This is a genomic window from Parafrankia sp. BMG5.11, assembly GCF_004337455.1.
Genome location: NZ_SJXI01000044.1, coordinates 119614 through 142434 on the forward strand (window position 1 = coordinate 119614; position 22821 = coordinate 142434).

Sequence of the window (22821 nt, forward strand, 5' to 3'; positions counted from 1 at the left end):
TCACGCGCCCGCCTTGTCCAGGATGGTCTGGCACTGCTGGGCCGCCTGTTGGAACGCCGGATCGTTGCGGTCGACGTCCGCGCCGGCGAAAAGGCCGCCGGCCGAGCCGGGCTGGGGGTCGGGGAAGCTCGGCAGGCCGTTGTCGCGCATGCACTGCGCGAAGGCCACATAGACGTCGAGATCCGCGTCGCTCGGTTCTCCCCGACTGCCGACGGGCAGCAGATCCTGGCAGGCGGCCAGGGCCTGCTTCACGGCCGGATCGTCCGGATCAACACCCTCCCCGAACTGCGGAACTCCCGTGGACGGGTCCGGGTCAGCCATGTCGATTTCGTGGTCGCGCATGCACTGCGCGTACGTCTGTACCGTCGGTGTCCCCGTGCTACCGCCACCGGACGCCGTCCCGCCCGGGGCCGTGCCGCCGCCGGAGCCGCAACCGGCCAACGCCATGACCACCAGACTCAGGCCGGCGGCCACCACTGCCAACGGACGTGCGGTCCTGATCATCCGTGCCCTCCGTCGTGAACTGGGCTAGCGAGTACGGCATCCAGTGGACTGCGTCGCGGATAACCGGGCCGTAATGTCGGCGGCCGCTGGTTATCCGCCGGTTATGCCGGCGGCGCCACTCTGGACGGGCACCGCATCGCCGATGCATGCGAGGAGAGGGGTGGAGAGCGGATGGTTCGGGTGATGGTCGTGGAGGACGAACCAGAGCTCGCCGGTGCGCTCTGCGAGGCGTTGACACGCGAGTCGTTCGCGGTCGACGTGGCCTACGACGGGGGCGAGGCGCTGGAGAAATACGCCGCTCACGACTACGACGTCGTCGTCCTGGACCGGGATCTGCCCGTCGTGCATGGCGATGATGTCTGCCGCGCGATCGTGGCGGCCCAGCGATCGACGCGGGTGCTGATGCTCACGGCCGCCTCGGCGATCCGCGCCCGGGTCGAGGGGCTCGCGATCGGCGCCGACGACTACCTCGTGAAGCCGTTCGCGCTGGCAGAGCTGTCCGCCAGAGTGCACGCTCTCGCCCGCCGCACCGCGCCGGCCGCCGCTCCAGTTCTCAAACGCGCCGGCCTGCGAGTGGATCAAGCCAGCCGGACCGTCACCCGAGACGGCCGCTCCGTCACTCTGACGAACAAGGAGTACGCGGTCCTGGTCGAACTGCTCCGCGCCAGCGGCGGCATCCTGTCCGCCGAGCAGCTACTGGAGAAGGTCTGGGACGAGAACATCGATCCCTTCACCAACACTGTCCGCATGACGGTGATGAAACTGCGCCGCAAGCTCGGCACACCTCAACTGATCGAAACGCTGCCGGCGGCCGGATACCGCATCCGATGAGCCGCCTGAGCCTGCGCGCCCGTCTCACCGTCCTCTACGGCGCGCTGTCGATTCTCGCCGGAGCGGTCATCCTCACGCTGCTCTACCTGGTCGTCCAAGCCCGCCTCGACGCAGAGCTCACCGGAGACGCCGAGTCCCGCATCGCCGCTCTTCAACAGCGGGCCGGTCAGGCAGGCGAAGCGACGATCACCACACCCAACGGGAGCCGGATCAGCCTCGACGACCTCACCGAGCAGATCAGGGGCAACGAGGAAAAGATCAGGAACGCCGCCCTCGACACACTGCTCGTTCGGGGCAGCGGCATCGTCCTTGCCATAGGCCTCGCCACCGCGGGCACCGGCTGGATCATCGCCGGCCGGGGCCTGCGACCGCTCCACGCCATCACCGCCACCGCCGAGCAGATCGCACGGTCCACCGGCCCACACCGCGACCTCAGCCGGCGGATCGCGCTGACCGGACACAGCGACGACACCCAACGGCTAGCCGATGCCTTCGACGCCATGCTCGAAACCCTCGACCGCGCCTTCGATAGCCAGCGCCGCTTCGTCGCGAGCGCCTCCCACGAACTTCGCACCCCGCTCGCCCTGGAGCGCGCCGTGATCGAGCTCGAAGCGACCAAACCGGCCGCTCACCCCGACACTGTGCACTTCGCCGACCGCCTGCTGGCCATCAACACCAGGAACACCGACCTCGTCGACCGGCTCCTGACCCTCGCCGACGGAGGTAACGAACTCACCGAACCGGTCCCCGTCGATCTCGCCGACGTCGCGGCCGACGTTCTCGCCCAGACCAGCACGGACACCCCGACCAGCGCCCGGATCACCGCCGACCTGGTTACCGCTCCAGTGCTCGGCGACCCCATCCTGCTCCACCAACTCGTCCGCAACCTGGTCGAGAACGCGGTCAACCACAACGTGCCGGGTGGCTGGATCAAGATCACCACCGGTATCGACACCGGCCAGACGTACCTGGCCATCGCGAACAGCGGCTTGCTAATGCTCCCCCGTGAGGTGAACGGACTCTTCGAACCCTTCCGGCGCGGCCGGTCCGACCGAACACGTGACACGGGCCGCCGCGGGTTCGGCCTCGGCCTCACGATCGTCAAGGCCATCTCCGACAGCCATCACGCGCAGATCACCGCGCTCCCCCGGCAGGACGGCGGAATGGACCTCCGCATCACATTCCCTGCTGGGCTATCACGCCGGTGACAGTCCAACCGAGACAGCGCTACGGCCACGCTCTCCCCTAGCGCCTGCACGCCGCCGACGGCGCCATAGACGACTTCCTGAGCGGTATGGCCATGGACAAGCCGGACGGAGACCGACACTGACCCGGCTTGGCTACACAGTTGGCTACATAACCATCAACGCCTACCCCGCCAGGTCGGGCGCAGCCCGACACCCGGGGGTCCGGGGGTCGCCCCCGGGCAGACATCGCGGCTGGTGGCGAAGCTGACCGAAGGTCAGCGAGCAACCGAATCCAGCTCGTGGAGACGAGGGGACTTGAACCCCTAACCCCTGCCTTGCAAAGGCAGTGCTCTGCCAGTTGAGCTACGCCCCCGTGAGGTCGGCCGCCCAGGCGTCGCCGCCCCGAGTGACCGATGCCCCTCAAGAGTACGGCATGACTACCAGCTCGGGGATGGTCCGGCCGGCCCTTGGCCGCTGATGCCTGACCGTCCAGCGGCCACCGCCGGCGCCACGCCGCCACGGGGCGCTCGCTGTTGTCCACCGGCGGGTCGCCGGCTGCCGTCACCCTGCCCCGCGGACGCGTGGGCGGCGTCGTTCTGCAGTAGTCACACCACGTTCATGGTCACGGGCCGTTCACATGGGTCTTCGTTGTGGGCAGTCGAGGTTTCCCGCCGCGACGCTGCCCACCCACGGTGTGTGTCGCACCAGAGTGCCTCGAATCGGCCGTAGCTCGTGACAAACATGCGGCAATGCGTCATGCTCTCCACAACAAGCGTTGTGAACACATATGGCGGGTCTCGTCGACTTGCCCAGTTGGAGCGTTGTTCCTCTGGTTGGGGCTGCGTCCGGTTAGGGCTGTTCTGCCGGCAACGATGCCCGCCTGAGGGCATCGTTGGCGCGACCCGACAGCGGCGAGAAGCGCGCGCTGTGGATAGCTGTGGAAGGTTTCCCGCCGCTGCCGATGGATTTCCCGGGCAACGTGCACCGCCTGCGGAATCCGTTGACGCATTCCCCGTCGCAGTACTACCGCGACCCACCGTGACCGATCGCCAGTCGCAAGGACGAGCAGGCTGCTGCAGGACACCTGGCCGGCTTCGGAATCCGCCGCCTTGTCCAAGGCCGTCGGGGACGCGGCATCAAGGCCTCCGGTCGCCGCACGATGCCCCCATACGGGCAATGTCAGGGTTTTCTCGGACCAAGGCTGTGGACAACCCGCGAGTGGGGCCTACTCGGTCCTACCCGGTCCGGCTGAGGTCGATCGCCCCTCCGGTCCGTCGCCCATCCGTAGCCCATGGCCAGCTGCTGGCCGGCGGGCGGCGGCGTCCGGCGAACGGCGAACGGCAGCGAGCGCCGTCCGGCTGACGCCGGCGGCAGCCGGTCGACGAACGGGCAGGCGGCGCCAGCGGGTGGCGCGCATGACTCTCCACCTGGGAGGGCCTCGGGAGCAGTACCGCCGGGCCTCGAGCCGAGCTCGCCGTTGGAGTGCGACAGCTTTTGATGCAAAGCAAACGTCGTACACTCACGCCCCGCGCGATCACGGCGGTAAATAGCTGACGCAACTCGTCGTGGGTCATGGATGTCGGTTGACACCAAGCAAAATCCGTTGACGTCGACGACACACGCCCCCAAGGGGAACAGGGCGTACCGATCACCGGAACCCTCGCCGGAGTCCGACGTATTTTGTCGCTAAGCAAACGTCGTACACTCACTCCCCGCACGGGCAGCGTCCGAATCCTCCAGCGCACTGCACCTGAGGTCATAGATTCCGGTTGACGGCAAGCAAAATCATTGAGTTTCGCCGACAGAACCCTTGCGGGGCTTGCGCTAGCCGATCCTTCGGACACCCTACCTGGAGACCGTCAACGTTTGACGAAAAGCAAAATAATTAGACAGAACCCAGGCGTGGAATTAGTTCGCGAGCACCTCGAACACCAGCCATGGGTATCGACATCATTTGACAACTCGCAAAATGAACTGCCATGACCATCCACGGGGTTCGTCGATAGATCGACCGGCAACCACCGACGGTTTCTGGAAACGTTTGACGATAAGCAAAATAAAATGACCTTCTCCCGCCAGGGAAATCGATACAGAAGGATGCGGAACGCACCCACGGTCATCGGTTAATTTTGACGATGAGCAAAGATCGGTAACCATCACCCTGGCGGGCATCAGTCACCTGATCATCGCCACGATCCGGGCGGTCATCGTCAACGTTTTACGCCAAGCAAGCTTCGCGAACTGTCACCGTGACGGGATCTCCGGAGCCTGCCGCGCGAGCGAGTGTCGGCCACGACGTTGGTTCCGTGGGCGTCCCGACGGCGGTGCCGGGCACGACGAGCCCGACGGCGGCGGGAGGACGGCGCTCGGGGCGGACTCGAGGCAGGCCTGGAGCAGGATCGAGGTGATCCCAGGGCAGGATCAGGGCAGGTTCGAGGCCGGCTCGAGGCGGGCTCAGCCTCGGCGCAGCGTCGGGTCGATGAAGACGAGCCTGTCCCGGACCTTTGTCGCCAGCTCCCGGAAGTCGGAGAAGCAGCGCCGCACGGCGCTCTGCGTTCCCCCGACGGCGCCGTCCCCGGCCCGGAGCTCGAACATCGGCTTGCGGGCGTCCTGGGCGAGGGGCATCAGCGCCGCGTAGTTCTTCATGGTCGCGATCTCGAAGGAGCGGTCGCCGTCCGCCGGGGCGGCGGCGGAGCCGAGGACAGAAGTGGTGAACACGCCCGGGATGCGGTCGAGCCACCGCCCGTGACCCTTCGACGGCCGGTCCGCGCGGGCCGGCGGCTCGACCAGGATGTAGCCGATCGGCATCATCAGGCCGCGCGGTGCCGGGATCCGCTCGGGGATCCTCGGCAGGATCGTGCCCTGCCAGGTCACCCGCCAGTCACGCAGGGTCGGTCCGATGTTGCGCAGGCCGCGCAGGGAGAAGAGGTCGGCCGCCAGGGGCATGAGGATCGTGTCGGCCGAGAGCAGCGCCGCGCGGTTGATGGCGCCGAGGTTCGGCCCCACATCGATGATCACGATGTCCGCGCCGGTCTCCCTGGCTCCGTGGTCGATGGCGCGGTGCAGCGCGGTGGTGGTGCGCAGCGCGGCGACGTCCCGGCCCAGGAAGCTGTTGGGCCACGCCGCCGAGAGCCGGTCCTCGAAGCTGGCGAGGTTGACGTCCCCGGGCAGTAGCCACAGGCCGTCCTCGACGGTCACCGGCTCGCTCAGCCGGACGTCCCCGACACCTTCCATGATCGGTTCGATGGCCGTGGCCAGGGTGCCGTTGCCGGGCCTGATCCGGCTGCGGCGCGGGTCGAGCACGGCGGGCCGGGGCGCGGACGACCCGAGGCCCTCGTCCTCTTTCCAGAGGCTGGCGAGCTCGTCCTCGTCCAGGAACTGCGCGGTCAGGTTCGCCTGGGGATCGAGGTCCACGGCGAGCACCCGGTGTCCCATCCGCTGGAACATGTGTGCCAGGTGGTAGACGAGCGTCGTCTTGCCCACCCCGCCCTTGTTGTTGAACAGCGCCATCGAGATCACGCGCGGATACCCGCCCGGCCGCGCACCCGCCCGCGCCGCAAGGCACCGCCGCGGTGGCGTGGCCCGGTCGGACCGACACGGTCACGGCGATCCGGGCAGCCGGCTGCAACGCTCACGAACCGTTCCGTCTGCTCCACACCCGGACATTCTGGATCACGCTGATATCGCCGCGCCGGGCAGGCCGGTGCGATCCGGGTGGGACCAGAGGATGGGATCAGGTCCAGGGGCCCAGCGGCGGCCAGGCCGGATCGCCGGCGTCCCGGCCGGTCAGCCAGCGCAACGCCGGCAGCGTCGGGACATCCACCCGGACGACTTGCGGGCCCCGCCCCACGGCGCGCGACGGCCGGTCCCCGGGGGTCAGCAGGACGGTGACCTCGGCGGGCAGCCGTTCGGGCAGCAGCCGCGTGCTCCACGCCCACTCCGCCTCGACGTAGGCGGGGCTGAGGTCGTCCCACTCCGGGCCGCCGCGATCGGTCAGCGCGAGGTCGACGAGGTGGATCTCGGCCTCACGCCACCGCAGGAACACCAGGTCCGCCACACTCGTCGCGCCGCGCGCCGCGGTCAGCCCCAGGCCCCCGCGCCAGACATCGACGTGGGTGCCGTCCCAGGCTCGTTCGAGCCGGGCCACCGCGCCGGCGAGGTCGGCGAGCAGCAGGTCGGCCGGCTGGTAGGCGCCCGCCTCGATTCCGCCGTCGCGCTGCGTCAGGCCGCCCGGGTACTGCGCCACGACCCGTCCTTCGGCGGCCGCCCCGAACATCCCGGTGTGGCTGTCGGCGTTCCTCGCCAGGTGGGTGACGAGGTGGCCGACGGTCCAGCCGGGCAGCAGGGACGGGCGGCGGGCGGTCGTGTCGTCGACGCGGGCGACGGCTTCGAGCAGCCTGGCGTGCGACCGCGCGCAACCCAGCAGGATGTCGAGCGGCACGGCGGACGGTGTGTACTCCGGTCCCGGCAGCGGGCTCGACGCCGCCAACCGCCGCGACGACGGCGATGGCGATGGCGATGGCGATGGCGGCGAGACCGGTGGGACCGGCGAGAGCGACGGTGAGCCCGAACGAGGCCCGGCGTGGGCATCCATATATCCAGAGTGCTCCTCCGCGCACCGCCGGCGCCACTTCGCCGCGCGCCGGCGGGTAACCGGTCTGCCGCGCGGCGCCACAACATTGCCGCCGCATAGCGGCACGGATCGGCGCGTCCGCCGGCAAACATGCTCAGCACGACGCGAATCAACAACGGAGAGCGCTGATGGATACCGATTCCGCAGGGTCATCCAGCCTTTACAAGGGGATCCCTTGTCGCACGTCAATCGGGCTGTCACGCTGACCCGGCGCCGACAATGCCGTCGAGCCTGTCCACACCGATGAGCTCACGGAGAAGTCGTGAACAGTGGCGAGGCCAACGCGGTGGTGATCCCGGCCGCCGACGACCACGATGCGCCCGCGCCCGCGTCCCCGCCCGCCGTATCCGCCGCACCCTCGACACCCGCCATCGAGCTCGTCGGTGTCGCGAAGGAATACAGCTCGCGCGCCGGCCTGGTGGGCGCGGTCTCGCGGGTGGATCTCAGCATCGAGCAGGGCGAGTTCTTCTCGCTGCTCGGCCCATCCGGCTGCGGCAAGACCACCACCCTGAGGATGATCGCCGGATTCGAGGAACCGACCCGCGGGCGCATCCTGCTCCACGGCCGCGACGTCACCGCCGTCCCGCCCAATCGGCGCGATGTGAACCTCGTCTTCCAGAGCTACGCGCTCTTCCCACACCTGGATGTCGCCTCGAATGTAGCCTTCGGGCTGCGGCGCCGCGGGGTCCGCGGCCAGGAGCTGCGCAGGCGGGTCGGCGAGATGCTCGAGCTCGTCGAGCTGTCCGGGCTCGCCGACCGGCGGCCCCGGGCGCTCTCCGGCGGCCAGCAGCAACGGGTCGCGCTCGCCAGGGCGCTGGTGAACCGGCCGCGGGCCCTGCTGCTGGACGAACCGCTCGGAGCCCTCGACCTGAAACTGCGCCAGACGATGCAGATCGAGCTCAAGCGAATACAGCGCGAGGTCGGCATCACGTTCGTGTACGTGACACACGACCAGAGCGAGGCGCTCACGATGTCGGACCGGATAGCGGTGATGAACAGGGGCCGCGTCGAGCAGCTCGCTGCCCCCCGGGAGATCTACGAAAGGCCTGGCACCCGGTTCGTAGCCGGATTCATCGGCACGTCGAACCTGCTGCGCCGATCGGTGCGGTCCGTCGATCCGGCTGGCGTGGACGGAACTCCGGTGGCGGTTCTCGACTCCGCCGCCGAAGAACGCCTGGTGGTTCCGCTCCGGCCGGAGCTCGGCCGGCCAGCAACCGGATCCGAGTTGGAGATGACCGTCCGGCCGGAGAAAATCACCCTGGGTTTGACACGCCCCGACGGAACGTGCTGTGCGCTGCACGGGCGGGTCACCGAGGTCGTCTATCTGGGCACATACACGACATACACGGTGTTGACGCACGGTGGATCCAAGATCACGGTTTTCTGGCAGAACAGCGCCGACGCGACGAACATCGCAGACCGGGGCGACGAGGTGTGGCTGTCGTGGCTGCCGACGCATTCCTTCGCCCTCGCACCGAGCGCCCACACAAAGAGCACCCCGCCGAGCGCCCTTGCACCGAGCGGCTCCCTGCGGGAAGGCCAGAACCACACGGAGGGACTCGAATCGTGACCAGCAATGACCGGCAGGGAATTCCCGCGGCACCGGGGGCGTCGCACGGGGCGGTTCCCGACCCGGCGCTGCTGCGCGGCCTGACCAGACGTCGTTTCGACCGACGGGACCTCCTGCGCCTCACCGGGGCGGCCGGTAGCGCCGCACTCCTGGCCGCCTGTGGGGTCAAGGGCGAGGCCGGTGATTCGGCGCAGGCCGCCGACGTCGCCGGCTACTGGGCGGGCAAGGCGAAGGCGGGAACGCTCGACTTCGCGAACTGGCCGCTCTACATGGATGTCGGTAGCTCCGACGCGGAGCATCCCTCGCTCGACCTGTTCACCCAGGAGACGGGCATCAAGGTCACCTACCGCGAAGTGGTCCAGGAGAACGAGTCCTTCTTTGCCCAGATCCGGCCCGGTCTCGCCGAGAACCAGCCCGTCGGGTACGACCTGATGGTCCTGACCAACGGCATCACCCTCAGCCGGGTCATCCAGCTCGGCTACCTCGCCCCGCTCGACCACAAGAGGCTGCCCACCTTCGCCGCCAACGCCGACCCGAGCGTCAAGGATCCCGCGTACGACCCGGGAAACCAGTTCACCGTGGCCTGGCAGTCCGGTATCACCGGCATCGCCTACGACCCGGAGAAGACCGGCCGGGAGATCACCGGTTTCGCCGACCTCATGGACCCTGCCTTCGCCGGCAAGGTCGGGATGTTCGGTGAGAACCAGGAGCTGCCGAACCTGGCGCTCCTCGGCATCGGCGTCGCCCCGGCCGACTCCGCTCCGGAGGACTGGCGGCGCGCGGCCGACAAACTGATCGAGCAGCGCGACGCCGGAATCGTCCGCAAGTACTACGACCAGAGCTACATCGACTCGCTCGCGGGCGGCGACCTGTGGATCTCGATGGCGTGGTCGGGGGACGTCTACCAGCAACTCGCGGCCGGGACGAAGCTGAAGTTCGTGGTGCCGGAGGAAGGCGGCCTGATCTGGACCGACAGCATGTGCATCCCGAGGACCGCCGCGCACCCGGTGGACGCCCTCACCTACATGGACTTCGTGTACCGGCCCGACGTCGCCGGGATGCTGGCCGAGTACATCAACTACATAACGCCGGTGCCGGCCGCCCGTGACCACGTCTCCCCCGAGCTGGCCGAATCCACGCTGCTGTTCCCGACCCGCGCGGAGTTCGACCGTGTGCACCGCTTCCGGGTGCTGACGACGGAGGAGGAGACCGAGTGGAACAAGATCTTCCAGCCGGTCTACCAGTCCTAGCGGGCAGCCCCCGCGGCGCGCACGGCCGGGCCGGCGCTGACGACCCAGGCAGCACTAACCACCCAGGCGGTGCTGACGACCCAGGCGGCACCCGCGGCACTGGCACGGAGGTGTCGCGGCGCTCGCGGTGGCGGGTGTCGACGCCGTATCTGCTGGTGCTGCCCGGTGGCCTGTGGCTGGTCGCCTTCTTCGTGATCCCGATGCTGGTCATGCTGTCCATCTCGGTGCAGACCGGCAATGTCGTCGACGGGTTCCGCCAGACGTTCAACATCTCGGTCTACTGGGACGCCATCAGCACCTACGACGTGCAGTTCGTGCGCTCGTTCGTCTACGGCGGGCTCGCCACCCTGGCCACGATCCTGCTCGCCTACCCGATGGCGTACTGGATCGCGTTCCACGCCGGCGAGCGGAAGTCGACCTACCTGTTCCTGGTGCTCCTGCCGTTCTTCGTCTCCTTCGTCATCCGGACGGTCTCCTGGCGCTTCCTGCTTACCGACGACGGCATCGTGCTCGGCAACCTGAAGGACGCCGGGCTCCTCCCGGAGAACTTCCACGTCCTGGCTACGTCGTTCGCGGTGGTGGCCGGCCTGACCTACAACTTCTTCCCGTTCATGCTGCTCCCCGTCTACGTCGCCCTGGAGCGGGTCGATCCGCGCCTGCTGGAGGCCGCGGCCGACCTCTACGCGTCCCGAACGCGGGCGCTCGGGAGAGTCGTCCTGCCGCTTTCGCTGCCCGGGGTGTTCGCCGGCTGCCTGCTGACGTTCGTCCCGGCGACGTCGGACTTCGTGAACTCGTTCATCCTCGGCGGCACCGACACCACGATGATCGGGAACATCATCCAGACCACCTACCTCACGAACGCGGACTATCCGCTGGCGTCGGCGCTGTCCTTCATCCTGATGGCGGTGCTGCTGATCGGGATCTTCCTGTACGCGCGCGTTCTCGGCACCCGTGACGTGCTGGAGATGAGCACCCGGTGAGCGTGGGCACGCACCCCACCGCGAGACGGACCGGCCGCGGCGAGAAGGCCCTGCGGGTCTACACGTGGCTCATTCTGGCCTGGTTGACCCTGCCCATCGCGACGATGATCGCCTTCAGCTTCAATGACCGGGTCGGAAAACGGAACAACACCTGGAACGGCTTCACCGTGAAACGGACAGGCAAGCACGACCTGCCAGCCGGCGGCTAGGCGCGGCTGGCAGGTGGGCGCGGCCGGCGACCGGGCACGCCCACTCGCCGGCCGGGCCGGTTGGCTTCGGTCAGCGGTTCCCCGCCGCGGACGTCGCCTCGCGCCACAGGTCGATCTCGTCCTTGTTCCTGCGGCGACGGGCGGCGGTGAGGAGTGCGCCGGCGCTCGCCACGAGGGCGACGACAGTGAACTTGCGCATACCGACTCCCCTTCGTCGACTGCCTTCGCCAGCCACCGTATCTCGGCGGGATGGCCCCCGCCCCGACGATCGTGATCCGGTCACGACCGGATCACACCCCCGGCGCCGGGACGCGGCGCGGTGCCGACCGGCCGGAGCACGGGATCAGCGCCGGCAGCCACGCATCAGCGGCCGGTGGCCGTGTATCCGTGGCTGGTGGCCGCGGGTCAGCGCTGGTAGGTCGCCCGCAGCACGGCCCGCGCCAAGGTGTGGAAGGTCAGGTTGAACCCGACGACCGCGGGCGCCACGGTCGCGTCGATCTCCAGCTTCGGGACGTCCACGGCGTGGACGACGAAGACGTACCGGTGCGGCCGGTCTCCCTCGGGGGGCGCCGCGCCGCCGTAGTTCGCCGTGCCCCAGTCGTTACGGACGTGGTACGCCCCGGCCGGCAACCCGGAGAGGTCACCACTTCCGGCGCCCCGCGCCAGCTCCGTCACGCTGGCCGGCACGTCGACGAGCACCCAGTGCCAGAACCCGCTCCCGGTCGGGGCATCCGGGTCGAAGCAGGTGACGGCGAAGCTCTCGGTCTGCGCGGGGAAACCCGTCCAGGACAGGTGCGGCGACAGGTCCGCGCCGCCGGCGCCGCTGAACACCTGGTCCAGGCCAAGCGGGCTGCCGTCGGTCAGGTCGTCACTGCTCAGCGAGAACGACGGCAGCGGGGGCAGCAGGTCGAGCGGATCCGGTGCGGTGTTGCGGTCCAGCAGGGACATCGGTCGATCCTCTCCTACACGTTGGATGACACTGGCGAGACAGAGCCGACATCCGTCGGCTCTGCGCTTCCCCGCGATGAAACATCAGCGCGCCGGTACGTGTGGAGACGGGTCATGAAGCTGGTCACCGCGATCGTGCGGCCCCACCGCGTCGACGACATGCGGGCGGCCCTGACAACCTATGGTGTGCACGGGATGACCGTCAGCCAGGTAACCGGATTCGGGCTGGAAATGTGGCGCACCCAGACCTACCGCGGCAACGCCTTCCATGACGAGTCAACCAGCAACATCCGACTGGAGCTGGTGGTGGCGGACTCCGACGCGCCCGACGTGGTGAACGTGATCCGGCGAGCGGCGGCGTCGACGTCCAGCGGGGCCGGAAAGATCTGGGTGCTCCCGGTGGAGGGCCTGGCCCGGATCCGGACCGGCGAGCGGGGCACCGACGCGCTGTGAGGTCCTCGGCCAGGAGTCGGACATCCCGCCCCAAGACCGGGCGCAATGTGTGCATTGGGACAATCCGGGAGCTTTTCGGCTTATGTTGTGTCGCCGGGGCGACATCGGACCCATCGAGCGGATACGGTGGACAGGTTCCGGCGGGTGTCTCCCACTGAATCCCCCCGTATCAGTGGGCCGCCCGCCGGAACCCAGAACATCCTCGGGGCCACGGCCAGACCGCTTCGCGGTGGCCGCACCCGCCGCGGGCCACGCGGCGGATCTCCGCCTCACACTTCCAAACTCCCGGTCAGCGTTCCCGGTCGTTCCCGGATGCTCCCGCTCAGCGAGCGGTACCGAGGAACTCAGCGGTGCCGAGGAGCGGAGTGCCGCCCGCCACCGCCGCGGCGCCCGGCCGGGCCACGCTCCTCCTGGATCGGGGCCTCGCCCTCCCGCGGCCGAGCATCCTGGAATCCCTCGGTGTCGTAGCCGTGCCCGCCGTGCCCGGCCGCACCCGCCGTGCCCGCACGGGGCTGGTCGTAACGTCCGTCGTCGTAGCGGCTCTCCGGCTGCCACCCGTCCGCGTTGCGGTACACGTCCACGGGCTGGTACCCGCCCTGATACCCGCCAGCGGGCTGGTAGCCGCCCGCGCTCTCGTGGCCGCCCGCGAACCCCGCGCCCGGGGCCCGGTCGTGCTCCCGGACCGGGCCGTCCACCCAGGCCGGACCATGGCCGGCGGTGGGCCCGGTACCCGCGGCGTTGGTGGCGTCGGGGGACCCGGCGGCGTCTCCTGTCTTCGCCTTCGTCCGGCGGGCGCGCAGGTACTCGATCAGGATCGGGACCACCGAGATCAACACGATGAGGATCAGCATCGCCTCGAGGTTCTGGCGAATAAAATCGATCTTCCCGAGCAGCGAGCCGAGGACGGTGACCCCGCAGCCCCACAGCAGGCCGCCGATCACGTTGTAGACCACGAACGTCCGGTAGTTCATCCGACTCACCCCGGCGATCACCGGGGTGAAGGTACGCACGATCGGCACGAAACGCGCCAGCACGATCGAGCGGCCACCATGCTTCTCGAAGAACTCGTGCGCCTGCTCCACATACTCCTGCCTGAACAGCCGCGAGTCCGGACGCCGGAACAGCGCCGGACCCGCCTTCCGCCCGAACAGGTAGCCCACCTGGTCACCCGCGATCGCGGCCACACCGATCAGGGCACACGCGAGCCACAGCGGCGTGGACACCTCGTCCTGGGAGATCAGTAGACCGAGGGTGAACAACAGCGAGTCACCCGGCAGGAAGAACCCGACCAGCAACCCCGACTCGGCGAAGACGATCAGAAGGACGACCACCAGGCCGGCCTTCGCCAGACTGTCGGCACTGATGAAGTCCGGCCCCAGGGCCAGAGTGTTCGACGCGAACGTGGTCACTGTCGAGGGCCTCCAGGGAACTCAGGCGACGGGGCCGGCGCCCGCCCGTCCAGGATCTCACGCCACGCAGTCGGCACCGATCCCGCCTCGGGGGAGGTCAGCTCACCCGGTGGCCCGCGCCCCGTACCGACTCGAAACTCGCTATAAGGGGCCTGCGCTCACAAGAAACACAGCGGACGCACAGACGACCTCTTCTCCGCCGAAACGGCCCATAACCTCATTACGTGGCAAGATCCCGGCTGTCTCTGCGCGGACTTGCCCTCACGGCCGTCATTCTGACGGGGCTGCTCACCACCTGCGCGGCGGAGCCGACCCCGACGCCGGCTCCGCCGCCGGCCACCACTCCCCGGGCACCCGGCCTCGGCTACCAGCTCGCCGGGTACGGCCTGGAGGACGTCATGACCGGCGGCAGGCGGGGGTCCACCGAACTCACCGATCTGCCACCCGGCGCCCCTGGTGAGCTCGTCTCATCCGCCGAGGTTCCCGCCCCGGACGGCATGCGCGCCTGGCGGATGATCTATCACTCGCGCGGGCCCCTCAACGAGGACCGCCTGGTCACGGGCCTCGTCGTCGCCCCGGCCGGTACCTCCGCCATTCCCGCCGGCGGCCGCCGACTGATCTCCTTCGGCCACGGCACCACCGGGATCAACGACTCGTGCGCGCCGTCACGGGCCGAGCCGCCGCTGTCGGCGGTGGGCGGGGTGCTGCCCCTCGTCCGGGCCGGCAACGTGCTGGCCGTCACCGACTACATCGGCCTGGGTGGGCCCGGCGAGCATCCGATCTACGTCGCCGACACCGAAGGACGGGCGCTCCTCGACGCCGCCCGTGCCGCGCACTCGCTCTCCGACGCCCGAGCAGGGCGTGACGTCGTGCTCTGGGGCTACTCCCAGGGCGGTCAGGCAGCGCTCGCCGCCGGTGGGCTGGCCGCGTCGTACGCGCCCGACCTGCGGGTGCACGGGGCGGCGGCGACGGCACCGTTGGCGGACCTGCCCACCTCGCTGCGCCTGCTCGACCGCACCGTGCCGGACGGCGTCGCCTACGTGCTGCTCGCCGCGCTCGGCCTCGCCGCCGCGGATCCCACCATCGATCTGAACGCCATCCTGACCCAGACCGGGCGGCGGCTGACCGCCGTGGCGCGCAACCAGTGCGCCGTCGGCCTGCTGAAGGCCAGCCAGGGGGAGTCCACGTCGAGCGTGTTCACCGCGGATCCGTTCACCACGGAGCCGTTCGCGGCCGGGTTCGCGCGCCAGTGGCAGCAGACACGGCTCCCCGGGCCGCCCGAACTCGTGCTCCAGGGCGACCTGGACACGGTGATCCACCGGTCCACCACCGACGGCGTCGTCAGCGGGCTGTGCGCCAGCGGCGGTCCGGTCGAATACCACCGGTACGGGCTGGCCGACCACGGCACGATCCTCGGGGTCTCGATGGCCGATCTGACCAGCTGGATCAACGCCCGGTTCGTCGGGACGAAGCCACCAGGAGACATCTGCGCCCGCCCCTGAGCATCACCCCGCCGGCGGGTGGCGGTGCTCCGCGGCGACCCGGTGCTCGGTGCCCCGCTGTTCGGCGGAATGTCGCTCGGCCGGACGGTGCTCGGCCGGACGGTGCTCGGCGGCGATCCCGAAGCCGCGGCGGATCGGGCCGACCGGGTCCAGGCGCACCGGCGACAGGCCCACCCGCTCGGGGTGGTCGGCGACATCGTCATCGGTCGTCTCGGTGCCGCTGGTCCCGGTCTCGCCGGTGCCGGCCGCGTGCCCGGGTACCTGCTCCCGGTCGACGTCGCCGCGGTCCGCCGGCCCACGGGGCGCGGTCTCGCCGGAGGTGGCCTCGTCGAGGGCCTCAAGGCGGGACAGGTCCGCGGCCGACACCAGCGCGGCGACCGACTTTCCGTGCCGGGTGAGGCTGACGCGCTCCCCGCTGAAGGCGACCCGGCTGACGAGATCCGACAGCTCCGCGCGCGCCTGGGTGACCGGGATCTGGCGCGTCATGGGTTCTCGATGTACGTTCTGTACAGAACGAACAGTGAGGAGAGACTGTCCATGAAAGCAGTGTGTCATCGGAAGGGCCTTCTCTGCCCATCCACACCCGTGAAGATCGACCCGGTTCTGGGCGTTCCCGGTTCCGGCGGGCTGATCGGCGCCGACATCGGCCCGGTCAGCGGCTCGCTCAACAGCTCGCCCGGCGGGCCGGTCAGTGGCTCGTTCGGCAGGCCGGCAGCGGGCGCGGCCGGCCCCCCGTCCGCGGCGCCGCTGGGCTCGACCCTGGACGAGCAGATCTATCAACGGCTGCTGGACGACCGGATCGTCTTCGTCGGCGCCGCCGTCGACGACGCCCTCGCGAACCGGGTGTGCGCGCAGCTCCTGCTGCTCACCCGGGCCAGCAGGCGCCAGGACATCTCGCTGTACATCAACTCGCCGGGCGGCTCGGTCGACGCGGGAATGGCGATCTACGACACGATGCAGTTCATCGAGAACGACGTCGCGACCTACGCGCTCGGGCTGGCGGCCTCGATAGGCCAGTTCCTGCTCACCGCGGGCACCGCCGGCAAGCGGTTCGCGCTGCCGAACGCGCGGATCATGATGCACCAGCCACACGGCGGCGTCGGTGGCACGGCGTCCGACATCGCCATCCAGGCCGAGCAGGCGCTGCACACCCGCCGCCGGATGCAGGAGCTGATCGCCGAGCACAGCGGTCACTCCGTGGCGGAGATCGCCGCCGACTCGGACCGCGACCGCTGGTTCACCGCGGCGGCGGCGAAGGAGTACGGGCTCGTCGATGCCGTCGTGGAGCACGTCCGGCGCGTGCCCGCCGGCTTCACCCGCTGACCGGGCGCTACGCGGGGCCGAAGGCCTGCCCGGCGCCCCTCGCCGCGGCGAGGGAGAACTCGACAAGCCGGCGGTGGTAGGCCGTGACCGCACCGGGCGGCTGCTCGCCCGGCTCGTCGCCCGGGCCGCCCGAGCCGGCGCGCGGCCGCCCGAACGCCTGGCGCCCGAAGGCCTGACGGGTCAGCAGGGCGCCGAGGAACGCGGCGGCGGCCAGGTCGGTGTCGAGGTCGGAGCGGATCTCTCCGCGCCGCCGCGCGTCGTGGAACGCGTCCTGCACGGCGGCCGCGCAGCGGTCGACCGACTCCCGCCGGAACGCCTCGTACAGCCCGGGGTACCGGGGCAGCTCGGCCAGGCATCGGGCGAGGATCGACATCCGCGGCTCGGTGAAGACGGCGTCCACCAGAGGTGCCAGTCGTAGGAGATCCTCGCGCAGGGATCCGGTGCGCGGCGGCACGAGGCCGGCGGCCAGCGTGCCCAGTGCGGCGAGGACGAGATCGTCCCTGGTCGCCCACCGGGCGTAGATGCCCCGCTTCGCCACGCCCGCGCGGGCGGCGACGCTGTTGACGCTGAACCCGCCGACGCCGCGACCAGCCAGTTCGTCGACGGCGGCCCGCAGCACACGGTCGTCGATCGTCGCGTCGCGAGGACGGCCCCGACGTGGCCGCACACACTCCGCGGCCGGGTCATCGGGGGGCATCTGTCAAGAGTAAGGGCCGCCCGTTGGGCACCGTGCTCACGGAGAGCGGAGCTACCCGGCGGTGTGGGTCACAGCATGCCGGCGAATATTCGAGCCGTGACACCGGTTGTGACCGGCGGGTGTGCCTGCGCCCTCAGTCACCCCACGAAATCTCGGGGTACCTCGCGAACGGACCGCACGACCAGACCGCACGTCCAGACCAGCCGACGAACAGAGGAACCGATGGCCGCACCGCTCTACACCGCCACGTCCACCGCCTGGGGCGGCCGCGATGGCCGCGTGGTGTCCAACGACAACCGCATCGACCTGCAGCTGTCCATGCCGAAGGGACTGGGCGGGGACGACGGGCCCGGCACGAACCCCGAGCAGCTCTTCGCCACGGGCTACGCCGCCTGCTTCCACGGCGCGCTGAAGGCCGTCGCCCGGGAACGCAAGATCGACGTGACCGACTCGGCGGTCACCGTGTCGGTCAGCATCAGCCGCACCGACGAGGGCCTCGACCTGTCCACCCGCATCGAGGCGCAGATCCCGGGCGTCGACCCGGCGACCGGCCGTGAGCTGCTCGACCTCGCGCACGCCAAGTGCCCGTACTCGCGGGCCACCCGGGGCAACATCGCCGCGGAGGTGACGCTGGTCGACGGCGACAGCTGAGCGGGCGGCACCCGCCGCAGGGAGCCCGCCACAGGGAGCCCGCCGAAAAGAGCCCGGGGACGGGTCAGCCAACGGACGGACAAGAGGTGGGACAGGCGGTTCGAGCCCTTAGCACCGATTACGAGCCGTCATGGGCTTTGTTGTGGAGCAAGGGCAAGTGTCCCGATTCCGTGAAGATCGCTGCCCAATGTCCTAGTGTGCCAAGCAACGGCGCTGTCCTCGGGCTCGCGGGACCCGCAGGAGGCCGCGAGCGATGGAGGGCGCACCGTTGCGGATAGCGTTGCTGTCGTACCGAAGTCTGCCTACTTGTGGTGGCCAGGGGGTGTACGTACGGCAGCTCTCGCGTGAACTGGTGACTTTGGGTCATCAGGTTCAGGTGGTGAGCGGGCCGCCGTACCCGGACCTCGACCCGGGAGTCGGACTCACCAGGCTTCCGAGCCTCGATCTCTACCGCGACGGGGACCCCTTCCGTTGGCCGGGGTTCCGCGAGTTCCGCTCGCTGGCCGACGTCGTCGAGTTCGGCATGATGCGCACCGGGCAGTTCTCGGAGCCGCTGGCGTTCTCGATCCGGGCCTTCGAGGCGCTCCGGCCGCGGCGTGGCCAGGGCCGGCCCGACTTCGACATCGTGCACGACAACCAGGGGCTGGGCTACGGCCTGCTGCCGCTGCGCCGGGCGTTGCGGCCCTACGGCATCCCGGTCGTGTCGACGATCCACCACCCGATCACCGTCGACCGGCGCCTGCACCTCGCCGCCACGACCGGTCGCCGTGCCGCGCTGGGCGTGCGCCGCTGGTACTCGTTCCTGCCCATGCAGGCACGGGTGGCCCGTGGTCTCGACGGCGTGGTGGTTCCCTCCGAGAGCTCCCGGCACGAGATCGTCGCCGACATGAACGTCCCCATCGAGAACCTGCACACCGTCCCGCTCGGCGTGGAGGCCGACGTGTTCACCCCGCGGCCGGCACCGCCGTCCGACGCCGGGAACGGCACCGTCGCCCCGGTACAGGGGCGGATCATCGTGGTGACCAGCGCGGACGTCCCACTCAAGGGGCTGATGGTGCTGCTGGAGGCGCTGGCGAAGCTGCGGGCCGAGCGCTCGGCGCACCTGGTGTGCATCGGGAAGGTCCGCGAGGGCGGGGCCGCGCAGCGCCAGGTCGGCGAGCTCGGGCTCACCGAGGCGGTGACGTTCCGGTCGAACGTCCCGCAGGCGGAGATGGTGGACCTGCTGCGGTCCGCCGAGGTCGCCGTCGTCCCGTCCCTCTACGAGGGCTTCAGCCTGCCCCTGGTCGAGGAGATGGCGTGCGGGCTGCCGCTGGTCGCGACCACCGCGGGCGCCCTGCCCGAGGTGGCCGGGCCGAACGGCGAGGCCGCGCTGCTGGTGCCGCCCGGCGACGCCGGCGCGCTCGCGGGCGCGATCGCCACGCTGCTCGACGACCCCGAACTGCGCGCGCGGATGGGCGCCGCCGGCCGCCGCCGCGTGGAGGAACGGTTCTCCTGGCAGGCCGCCGCCGCCGGCACCGCGGCCTGGTACGAACGGCAGATCGCGGCCGTGCGGGCGGCCGTCCCGGGCAGTGGGCCACCGCCCGTCGCCGCCTCGACCGGCGCGGCGGCACCGGTCGAGCCGGCATGCTGACCGTCGACTTCACCCGGTTCCCCGTCCCGCGCGACACCCGGGTTCTCGACCTGGGCTGCGGCGCGGGGCGGCACTCCTTCGAGGCGTTCCGCCGGGGCGCACACGTGATCGCCCTCGACTACTCGGCCGACGAGGTCACCGGCGTCGGCGCGATGCTCGCCGCCATGTCCGCCGAGGGCCAGGTTCCCGCCGGCGCCCGTGCGGCGCCCGTGCGCGGCGACGCGCTGGCGCTGCCGTTCGCGGACGACACCTTCGACCGGGTCATCGCGGCCGAGGTCCTGGAGCACCTGCCCGAGGACACCGGCGCGATGGCCGAGCTGGCCCGCGTGCTGCGCCCCGGCGGGTTCGCGGCGGTCACCGTGCCCGCCCGCCTCCCGGAACGGGTCTGCTGGGCGCTGTCGGACGACTACCACAACGTCGAGGGCGGCCACATCCGCATCTACCGGCGCGACCAGCTGATCGAGAAGCTGCGCGCCAACGGCCTCGAGCTGGTCGGCCAGCACCGCGCGCACTCCCTGCACGCCCCCTACTGGTGGCTGCGCTGCCTGGTCGGCGTGCACGACGACGACCACCCCGCCACGAAGCTGTACCACCGCCTCCTGGTCTGGGACATGATGCGCCGCCCGGCGCTCACCCGGACGGCCGAACGCCTGCTGGACCCGGTGCTCGGCAAGAGCATCGTGCTCTACCTGCGCAAGCCGCGCCCCAGGCCGGAGCCGCCGGCGCGCTCACCGACGCAGGCAGGGGCGACGACGGACGCGCAGGCGGTTGCGGCAGCGGACGCGGCGGCGCAGGCGGGTACGGACGCGCTGGCCGCACGGGCCGGCGGCAGGACACCGGAGGTCGAGCGTGCGGCCAGGTGAGTCGGCGACGGGTGCTCCCCTCCTCTCCCCCGAGGCGCTGCGCGCCACCGCGGACGCGATAGCCGCGGCCCAGGAGCCCGACGGGGCGATCCCGTGGTTCGCGGGCGGCCACACCGACCCGTGGGACCACCTGGAATGCGCGATGGCGCTGCTGGTCACCGGCCGGGTCGACGCCGCCGACGCCGCGTGGGACTGGCTGCACCGCCGCCAGCGCCCGGACGGCTCCTGGGCCACCAGCCACGTCGGCGGAGCAGTCAAGGAGGACTTCGCCGACAGCAACCAGTGCGCCTACGTGGCGACGGCCCTGTGGCACCGCTGGCTCGTCACCGGCGACCGCGCTTTCGTGACCCGCATGTGGCCGGTCGCCCGGGCTGCCCTGGACTTCGTCGTGGACATGCAGGCCCCCGGCGGCCAGATCTGGTGGGCCCGCACCCCGACTGGCGAGGACTACCCCGAGGCACTCGTCACCGGATGCTCGTCCACCCTGCACAGCCTGCGGTGCGGCCTCGGCCTCGCCGCGCTGGTCGGCGAGGCGCGGCCGGAATGGGAGGTCGCCGCCGGCGCGCTGTGGCACGCGCTGCGCCGCCATCCCGAGTACTTCATGCCGCGGGACCGCTGGTCGATGGACTGGTACTACCCGGTGATCGGCGGCGCGCTGCGCGGCGCGGAGGGGCGGGCCCGGCTGCGCTCCCGGTGGGACGAGTTCGTCGTGCCCGGTCTCGGCATCCGCTGCGTGGACGACGAACCATGGGTCACCGGCGCCGAGACCTGCGAACTCGCCATCGCGCTGCACCTGGTGGGCGAGACCGAGGCGGCGGCCGGCCTCGTCCGGGAGATGCAGCACCTGCGGGCCCCCGGCGGGGCCTACTGGACCGGCTGGCAGTTCGCCGACGGATGCCACTGGCCGGAGGAGCAGTCGACCTGGACGGCGGCCGCCGTCGTACTGGCCGTCGACACCCTGGCCGGTGGCCCCACCGAACGCACCTTCCGCGGGGACGATCTGCCCGAGGGCCTGCACGTCGTGCACCGCGACGACCTGCCCGAGCCACGCGACCCGTCGACGCCCCGCACCGGACGAGGCACGGCCGGTGAACGGGCGCCGCGCGGCGAGCGGCGGGCCGGCGACCTCGCCACCCCCGGTCGGGGCGGCGAGGCGCTCACCGGTCCGTGGCGCGCGTGCGGGTGTGACTCAGAAGAGCCGGCGGAGGACCCGCAGCGATCCCGTGCGTGACATCTCGCTGAAGCCGTCCCGAACGGCGCGAAGCAGGACGTGGTACGGCGCCTGACCGCCGTCAGCGGGGTCGGGGAACACGTCATGGATCACCAGCCGGCCACCGGGACGCACGTGGCGGGCCCAGGCCTCGTAGTCGGCCTGCGCCTGCTTCTCGGTGTGCCCACCATCAAGGAACAGCAGGTCGATGGGGGTGGACCACCACCGCCCGACGATCTCGGACCGCCCTACCACCACGGTGACGACGTCCTCGACCCCGGCGGCCTCCAGGGTCGTGCGCAGCGTGGGCAGCGTGTCCAGCCGGCCGGTGCGGGGGTCGACGAGCGTGGTGTCGTGGTACTCCCAGCCTGACTGGTTCTCCTCCGATCCCCGATGATGATCGACCGTGACGACCGCGGCGCCGACGAGCCGGGCGGCGGCAGCAAGGTAGAGAGTGGATTTCCCGCAGTAGGTGCCGATCTCGCAGATCAGTCCGCCACCAGGCAGTTCGGCCGCGGCCGCGTGCAGCGCCAGTCCTTCCTCGGGTGGCATGAAGCCCTTGGCGGCCTCGGCCGCCTGCCGCAACGCCACGTCCACGTTGTCTCCTCGTCCCAGTGTCAGAGGATCCGAGAGGCGGATCCGGGGTACGCGACCGGCGGGATGGACCCGCCCGGCGCCCCGCCCCGCCGCCGATGCCGCTCGCCCGTCTTACCAGATCAGGCAAACCGGACGCATCGGATGTATGGACTCACGACCGTGCCTCGGCGCACCCACATGGCTACGGGATGGGGTCGGACCACTGGCCCGATCAGGCTTTACCTCCCGAGGTTCCGCCGGCACGGCCCGGCATGGGTCGGTTGTCCGACACGTCGCTCGATCACATCCTGCCCGGATGCCACCCGGAACGCACGCAATGAACAGGGATATCCACAGCATCATCCACAGGTTTATCCACAGCCCTGTGCACAGAG

22 protein-coding genes and 1 tRNA gene are annotated in these 22821 nt (G+C 70.5%); 13 read left to right on the forward strand and 10 right to left on the reverse strand.

Annotated features, from left to right (window positions below; genetic code table 11):
* Positions 1-504 carry a hypothetical protein gene (locus E0504_RS27915; protein WP_071059620.1) on the reverse strand — a complete coding sequence of 168 codons (504 nt, stop codon included), beginning with the start codon at positions 502-504 and terminating at the stop codon, positions 1-3.
* A gap of 171 nt (positions 505-675) precedes the next feature.
* Between E0504_RS27915 and E0504_RS27920 the strand changes: the two genes are divergently transcribed.
* Both E0504_RS27920 and E0504_RS27925 read left to right on the forward strand, forming a co-directional pair.
* Positions 676-1335 (forward strand): response regulator transcription factor, encoded by a 660-nt coding sequence (locus E0504_RS27920; RefSeq protein WP_112108406.1) that lies wholly within the window; start codon positions 676-678, stop codon positions 1333-1335.
* On the forward strand, positions 1332-2543 hold the full coding sequence (locus tag E0504_RS27925) for a cell wall metabolism sensor histidine kinase WalK (protein ID WP_131626106.1): 1212 nt from the start codon (positions 1332-1334) through the stop codon (positions 2541-2543). The genes E0504_RS27920 and E0504_RS27925 overlap by 4 nt, the downstream gene beginning before the upstream one ends.
* Positions 2544-2822: 279 nt before the next feature.
* Here the strand turns inward: E0504_RS27925 and E0504_RS27930 are convergent.
* From E0504_RS27930 to E0504_RS27940, 3 genes are all read right to left on the reverse strand, one after another.
* A tRNA-Ala gene (locus tag E0504_RS27930) sits at positions 2823-2895 on the reverse strand.
* 2081 nt (positions 2896-4976) lie between these two features.
* A complete protein-coding gene (locus E0504_RS27935; protein WP_112108408.1) occupies positions 4977-6041 on the reverse strand; it encodes a ParA family protein in 1065 nt (354 codons plus the stop codon).
* Positions 6042-6255: 214 nt separating this feature from the next.
* A complete protein-coding gene (locus E0504_RS27940; protein WP_071065068.1) occupies positions 6256-6963 on the reverse strand; it encodes a maleylpyruvate isomerase family mycothiol-dependent enzyme in 708 nt (235 codons plus the stop codon).
* A 562-nt stretch (positions 6964-7525) separates the two neighbouring features.
* On the opposite strand from E0504_RS27940, the gene E0504_RS27945 reads away from it, so the two are divergent.
* From E0504_RS27945 to E0504_RS27960, 4 genes are all read left to right on the forward strand, one after another.
* Positions 7526-8725, forward strand: a complete 1200-nt coding sequence (locus tag E0504_RS27945) for an ABC transporter ATP-binding protein (RefSeq protein WP_131626143.1) — start codon at positions 7526-7528, stop codon at positions 8723-8725.
* A complete protein-coding gene (locus tag E0504_RS27950; protein ID WP_112108409.1) occupies positions 8722-9975 on the forward strand; it encodes a spermidine/putrescine ABC transporter substrate-binding protein in 1254 nt (417 codons plus the stop codon). Before E0504_RS27945 ends, E0504_RS27950 begins: the two co-directional genes overlap by 4 nt.
* A 134-nt stretch (positions 9976-10109) precedes the next feature.
* Positions 10110-10955 carry an ABC transporter permease gene (locus E0504_RS27955; RefSeq protein ID WP_235014657.1) on the forward strand — a complete coding sequence of 282 codons (846 nt, stop codon included), beginning with the start codon at positions 10110-10112 and terminating at the stop codon, positions 10953-10955.
* Positions 10952-11164, forward strand: a complete 213-nt coding sequence (locus E0504_RS27960; RefSeq protein ID WP_235014659.1) for a hypothetical protein — start codon at positions 10952-10954, stop codon at positions 11162-11164. The genes E0504_RS27955 and E0504_RS27960 overlap by 4 nt, the downstream gene beginning before the upstream one ends.
* Before the next feature lie 70 nt (positions 11165-11234).
* Here E0504_RS27960 and E0504_RS27965 read toward each other — a convergent pair whose 3' ends face one another.
* The gene (locus E0504_RS27965) at positions 11235-11363 is read right to left on the reverse strand and encodes a DLW-39 family protein (RefSeq protein ID WP_018504118.1); all 129 of its coding nucleotides are present in this window, start codon (positions 11361-11363) and stop codon (positions 11235-11237) included.
* Between the two features lie 206 nt (positions 11364-11569).
* Complete coding sequence (locus E0504_RS27970) at positions 11570-12112, reverse strand: YbhB/YbcL family Raf kinase inhibitor-like protein (RefSeq protein WP_012157465.1); 543 nt, start codon at positions 12110-12112, stop codon at positions 11570-11572.
* 114 nt (positions 12113-12226) lie between these two features.
* Between E0504_RS27970 and E0504_RS27975 the strand changes: the two genes are divergently transcribed.
* A complete protein-coding gene (locus E0504_RS27975) occupies positions 12227-12565 on the forward strand; it encodes a P-II family nitrogen regulator (RefSeq protein ID WP_131626107.1) in 339 nt (112 codons plus the stop codon).
* A 344-nt stretch (positions 12566-12909) separates the two neighbouring features.
* Here the strand turns inward: E0504_RS27975 and E0504_RS27980 are convergent, their stop codons facing one another.
* Positions 12910-13974, reverse strand: a complete 1065-nt coding sequence (locus tag E0504_RS27980; RefSeq protein ID WP_112108411.1) for a DedA family protein — start codon at positions 13972-13974, stop codon at positions 12910-12912.
* 224 nt (positions 13975-14198) lie between these two features.
* Between E0504_RS27980 and E0504_RS27985 the strand changes: the two genes are divergently transcribed.
* A complete protein-coding gene (locus E0504_RS27985) occupies positions 14199-15476 on the forward strand; it encodes a lipase family protein (RefSeq protein ID WP_165938628.1) in 1278 nt (425 codons plus the stop codon).
* A gap of 3 nt (positions 15477-15479) precedes the next feature.
* On the opposite strand, the gene E0504_RS27990 is transcribed toward E0504_RS27985, so the two are convergent.
* Positions 15480-15962 (reverse strand): type II toxin-antitoxin system Phd/YefM family antitoxin, encoded by a 483-nt coding sequence (locus E0504_RS27990; RefSeq protein ID WP_131626108.1) that lies wholly within the window; start codon positions 15960-15962, stop codon positions 15480-15482.
* A 261-nt stretch (positions 15963-16223) separates the two neighbouring features.
* Here E0504_RS27990 and E0504_RS27995 point away from each other — a divergent pair, with 261 nt between their 5' ends.
* The gene (locus E0504_RS27995; protein ID WP_071065067.1) at positions 16224-16799 is read left to right on the forward strand and encodes an ATP-dependent Clp protease proteolytic subunit; all 576 of its coding nucleotides are present in this window, start codon (positions 16224-16226) and stop codon (positions 16797-16799) included.
* A gap of 7 nt (positions 16800-16806) precedes the next feature.
* On the opposite strand, the gene E0504_RS28000 is transcribed toward E0504_RS27995, so the two are convergent.
* On the reverse strand, positions 16807-17496 hold the full coding sequence (locus E0504_RS28000) for a TetR/AcrR family transcriptional regulator (RefSeq protein ID WP_112108413.1): 690 nt from the start codon (positions 17494-17496) through the stop codon (positions 16807-16809).
* 222 nt (positions 17497-17718) lie between these two features.
* Here E0504_RS28000 and E0504_RS28005 point away from each other — a divergent pair, with 222 nt between their 5' ends.
* The 4 genes from E0504_RS28005 (at position 17719) to E0504_RS28020 (ending at position 21871) form a co-directional block, all read left to right on the forward strand.
* Positions 17719-18147, forward strand: a complete 429-nt coding sequence (locus tag E0504_RS28005) for an organic hydroperoxide resistance protein (RefSeq protein WP_012157459.1) — start codon at positions 17719-17721, stop codon at positions 18145-18147.
* 253 nt (positions 18148-18400) lie between these two features.
* Entirely contained in the window at positions 18401-19777 is a 1377-nt protein-coding gene (locus E0504_RS28010; RefSeq protein ID WP_112108414.1) for a glycosyltransferase family 4 protein, read from the forward strand.
* The gene (locus E0504_RS28015; protein WP_112108415.1) at positions 19771-20640 is read left to right on the forward strand and encodes a class I SAM-dependent methyltransferase; all 870 of its coding nucleotides are present in this window, start codon (positions 19771-19773) and stop codon (positions 20638-20640) included. Before E0504_RS28010 ends, E0504_RS28015 begins: the two co-directional genes overlap by 7 nt.
* Entirely contained in the window at positions 20627-21871 is a 1245-nt protein-coding gene (locus E0504_RS28020; RefSeq protein WP_112108416.1) for a hypothetical protein, read from the forward strand. Before E0504_RS28015 ends, E0504_RS28020 begins: the two co-directional genes overlap by 14 nt.
* Here E0504_RS28020 and E0504_RS28025 read toward each other — a convergent pair.
* On the reverse strand, positions 21830-22447 hold the full coding sequence (locus E0504_RS28025; RefSeq protein WP_071065024.1) for a class I SAM-dependent methyltransferase: 618 nt from the start codon (positions 22445-22447) through the stop codon (positions 21830-21832). The two genes, E0504_RS28020 and E0504_RS28025, sit on opposite strands and share 42 nt — an antisense overlap.
* Positions 22448-22821 lie beyond the last annotated feature (374 nt).

What these genes read in the sequence shown, in the direction of transcription:
- E0504_RS28015 (WP_112108415.1), top strand. Translation starts at nt 19,771, where the DNA reads ATGCTGACCGTCGACTTCACCCGGTTCCCCGTCCCGCGCGACACCCGG.
- E0504_RS27965 (WP_018504118.1), bottom strand. Translation starts at nt 11,363, where the DNA reads ATGCGCAAGTTCACTGTCGTCGCCCTCGTGGCGAGCGCCGGCGCACTC.
- E0504_RS28005 (WP_012157459.1), top strand. Translation starts at nt 17,719, where the DNA reads ATGGCCGCACCGCTCTACACCGCCACGTCCACCGCCTGGGGCGGCCGC.
- E0504_RS28010 (WP_112108414.1), top strand. Translation starts at nt 18,401, where the DNA reads ATGGAGGGCGCACCGTTGCGGATAGCGTTGCTGTCGTACCGAAGTCTG.
- E0504_RS27915 (WP_071059620.1), bottom strand. Translation starts at nt 504, where the DNA reads ATGATCAGGACCGCACGTCCGTTGGCAGTGGTGGCCGCCGGCCTGAGT.
- E0504_RS27925 (WP_131626106.1), top strand. Translation starts at nt 1,332, where the DNA reads ATGAGCCGCCTGAGCCTGCGCGCCCGTCTCACCGTCCTCTACGGCGCG.
- E0504_RS27975 (WP_131626107.1), top strand. Translation starts at nt 12,227, where the DNA reads ATGAAGCTGGTCACCGCGATCGTGCGGCCCCACCGCGTCGACGACATG.
- E0504_RS28000 (WP_112108413.1), bottom strand. Translation starts at nt 17,496, where the DNA reads ATGCCCCCCGATGACCCGGCCGCGGAGTGTGTGCGGCCACGTCGGGGC.
- E0504_RS27970 (WP_012157465.1), bottom strand. Translation starts at nt 12,112, where the DNA reads ATGTCCCTGCTGGACCGCAACACCGCACCGGATCCGCTCGACCTGCTG.
- E0504_RS27990 (WP_131626108.1), bottom strand. Translation starts at nt 15,962, where the DNA reads ATGACGCGCCAGATCCCGGTCACCCAGGCGCGCGCGGAGCTGTCGGAT.
- E0504_RS27920 (WP_112108406.1), top strand. Translation starts at nt 676, where the DNA reads ATGGTTCGGGTGATGGTCGTGGAGGACGAACCAGAGCTCGCCGGTGCG.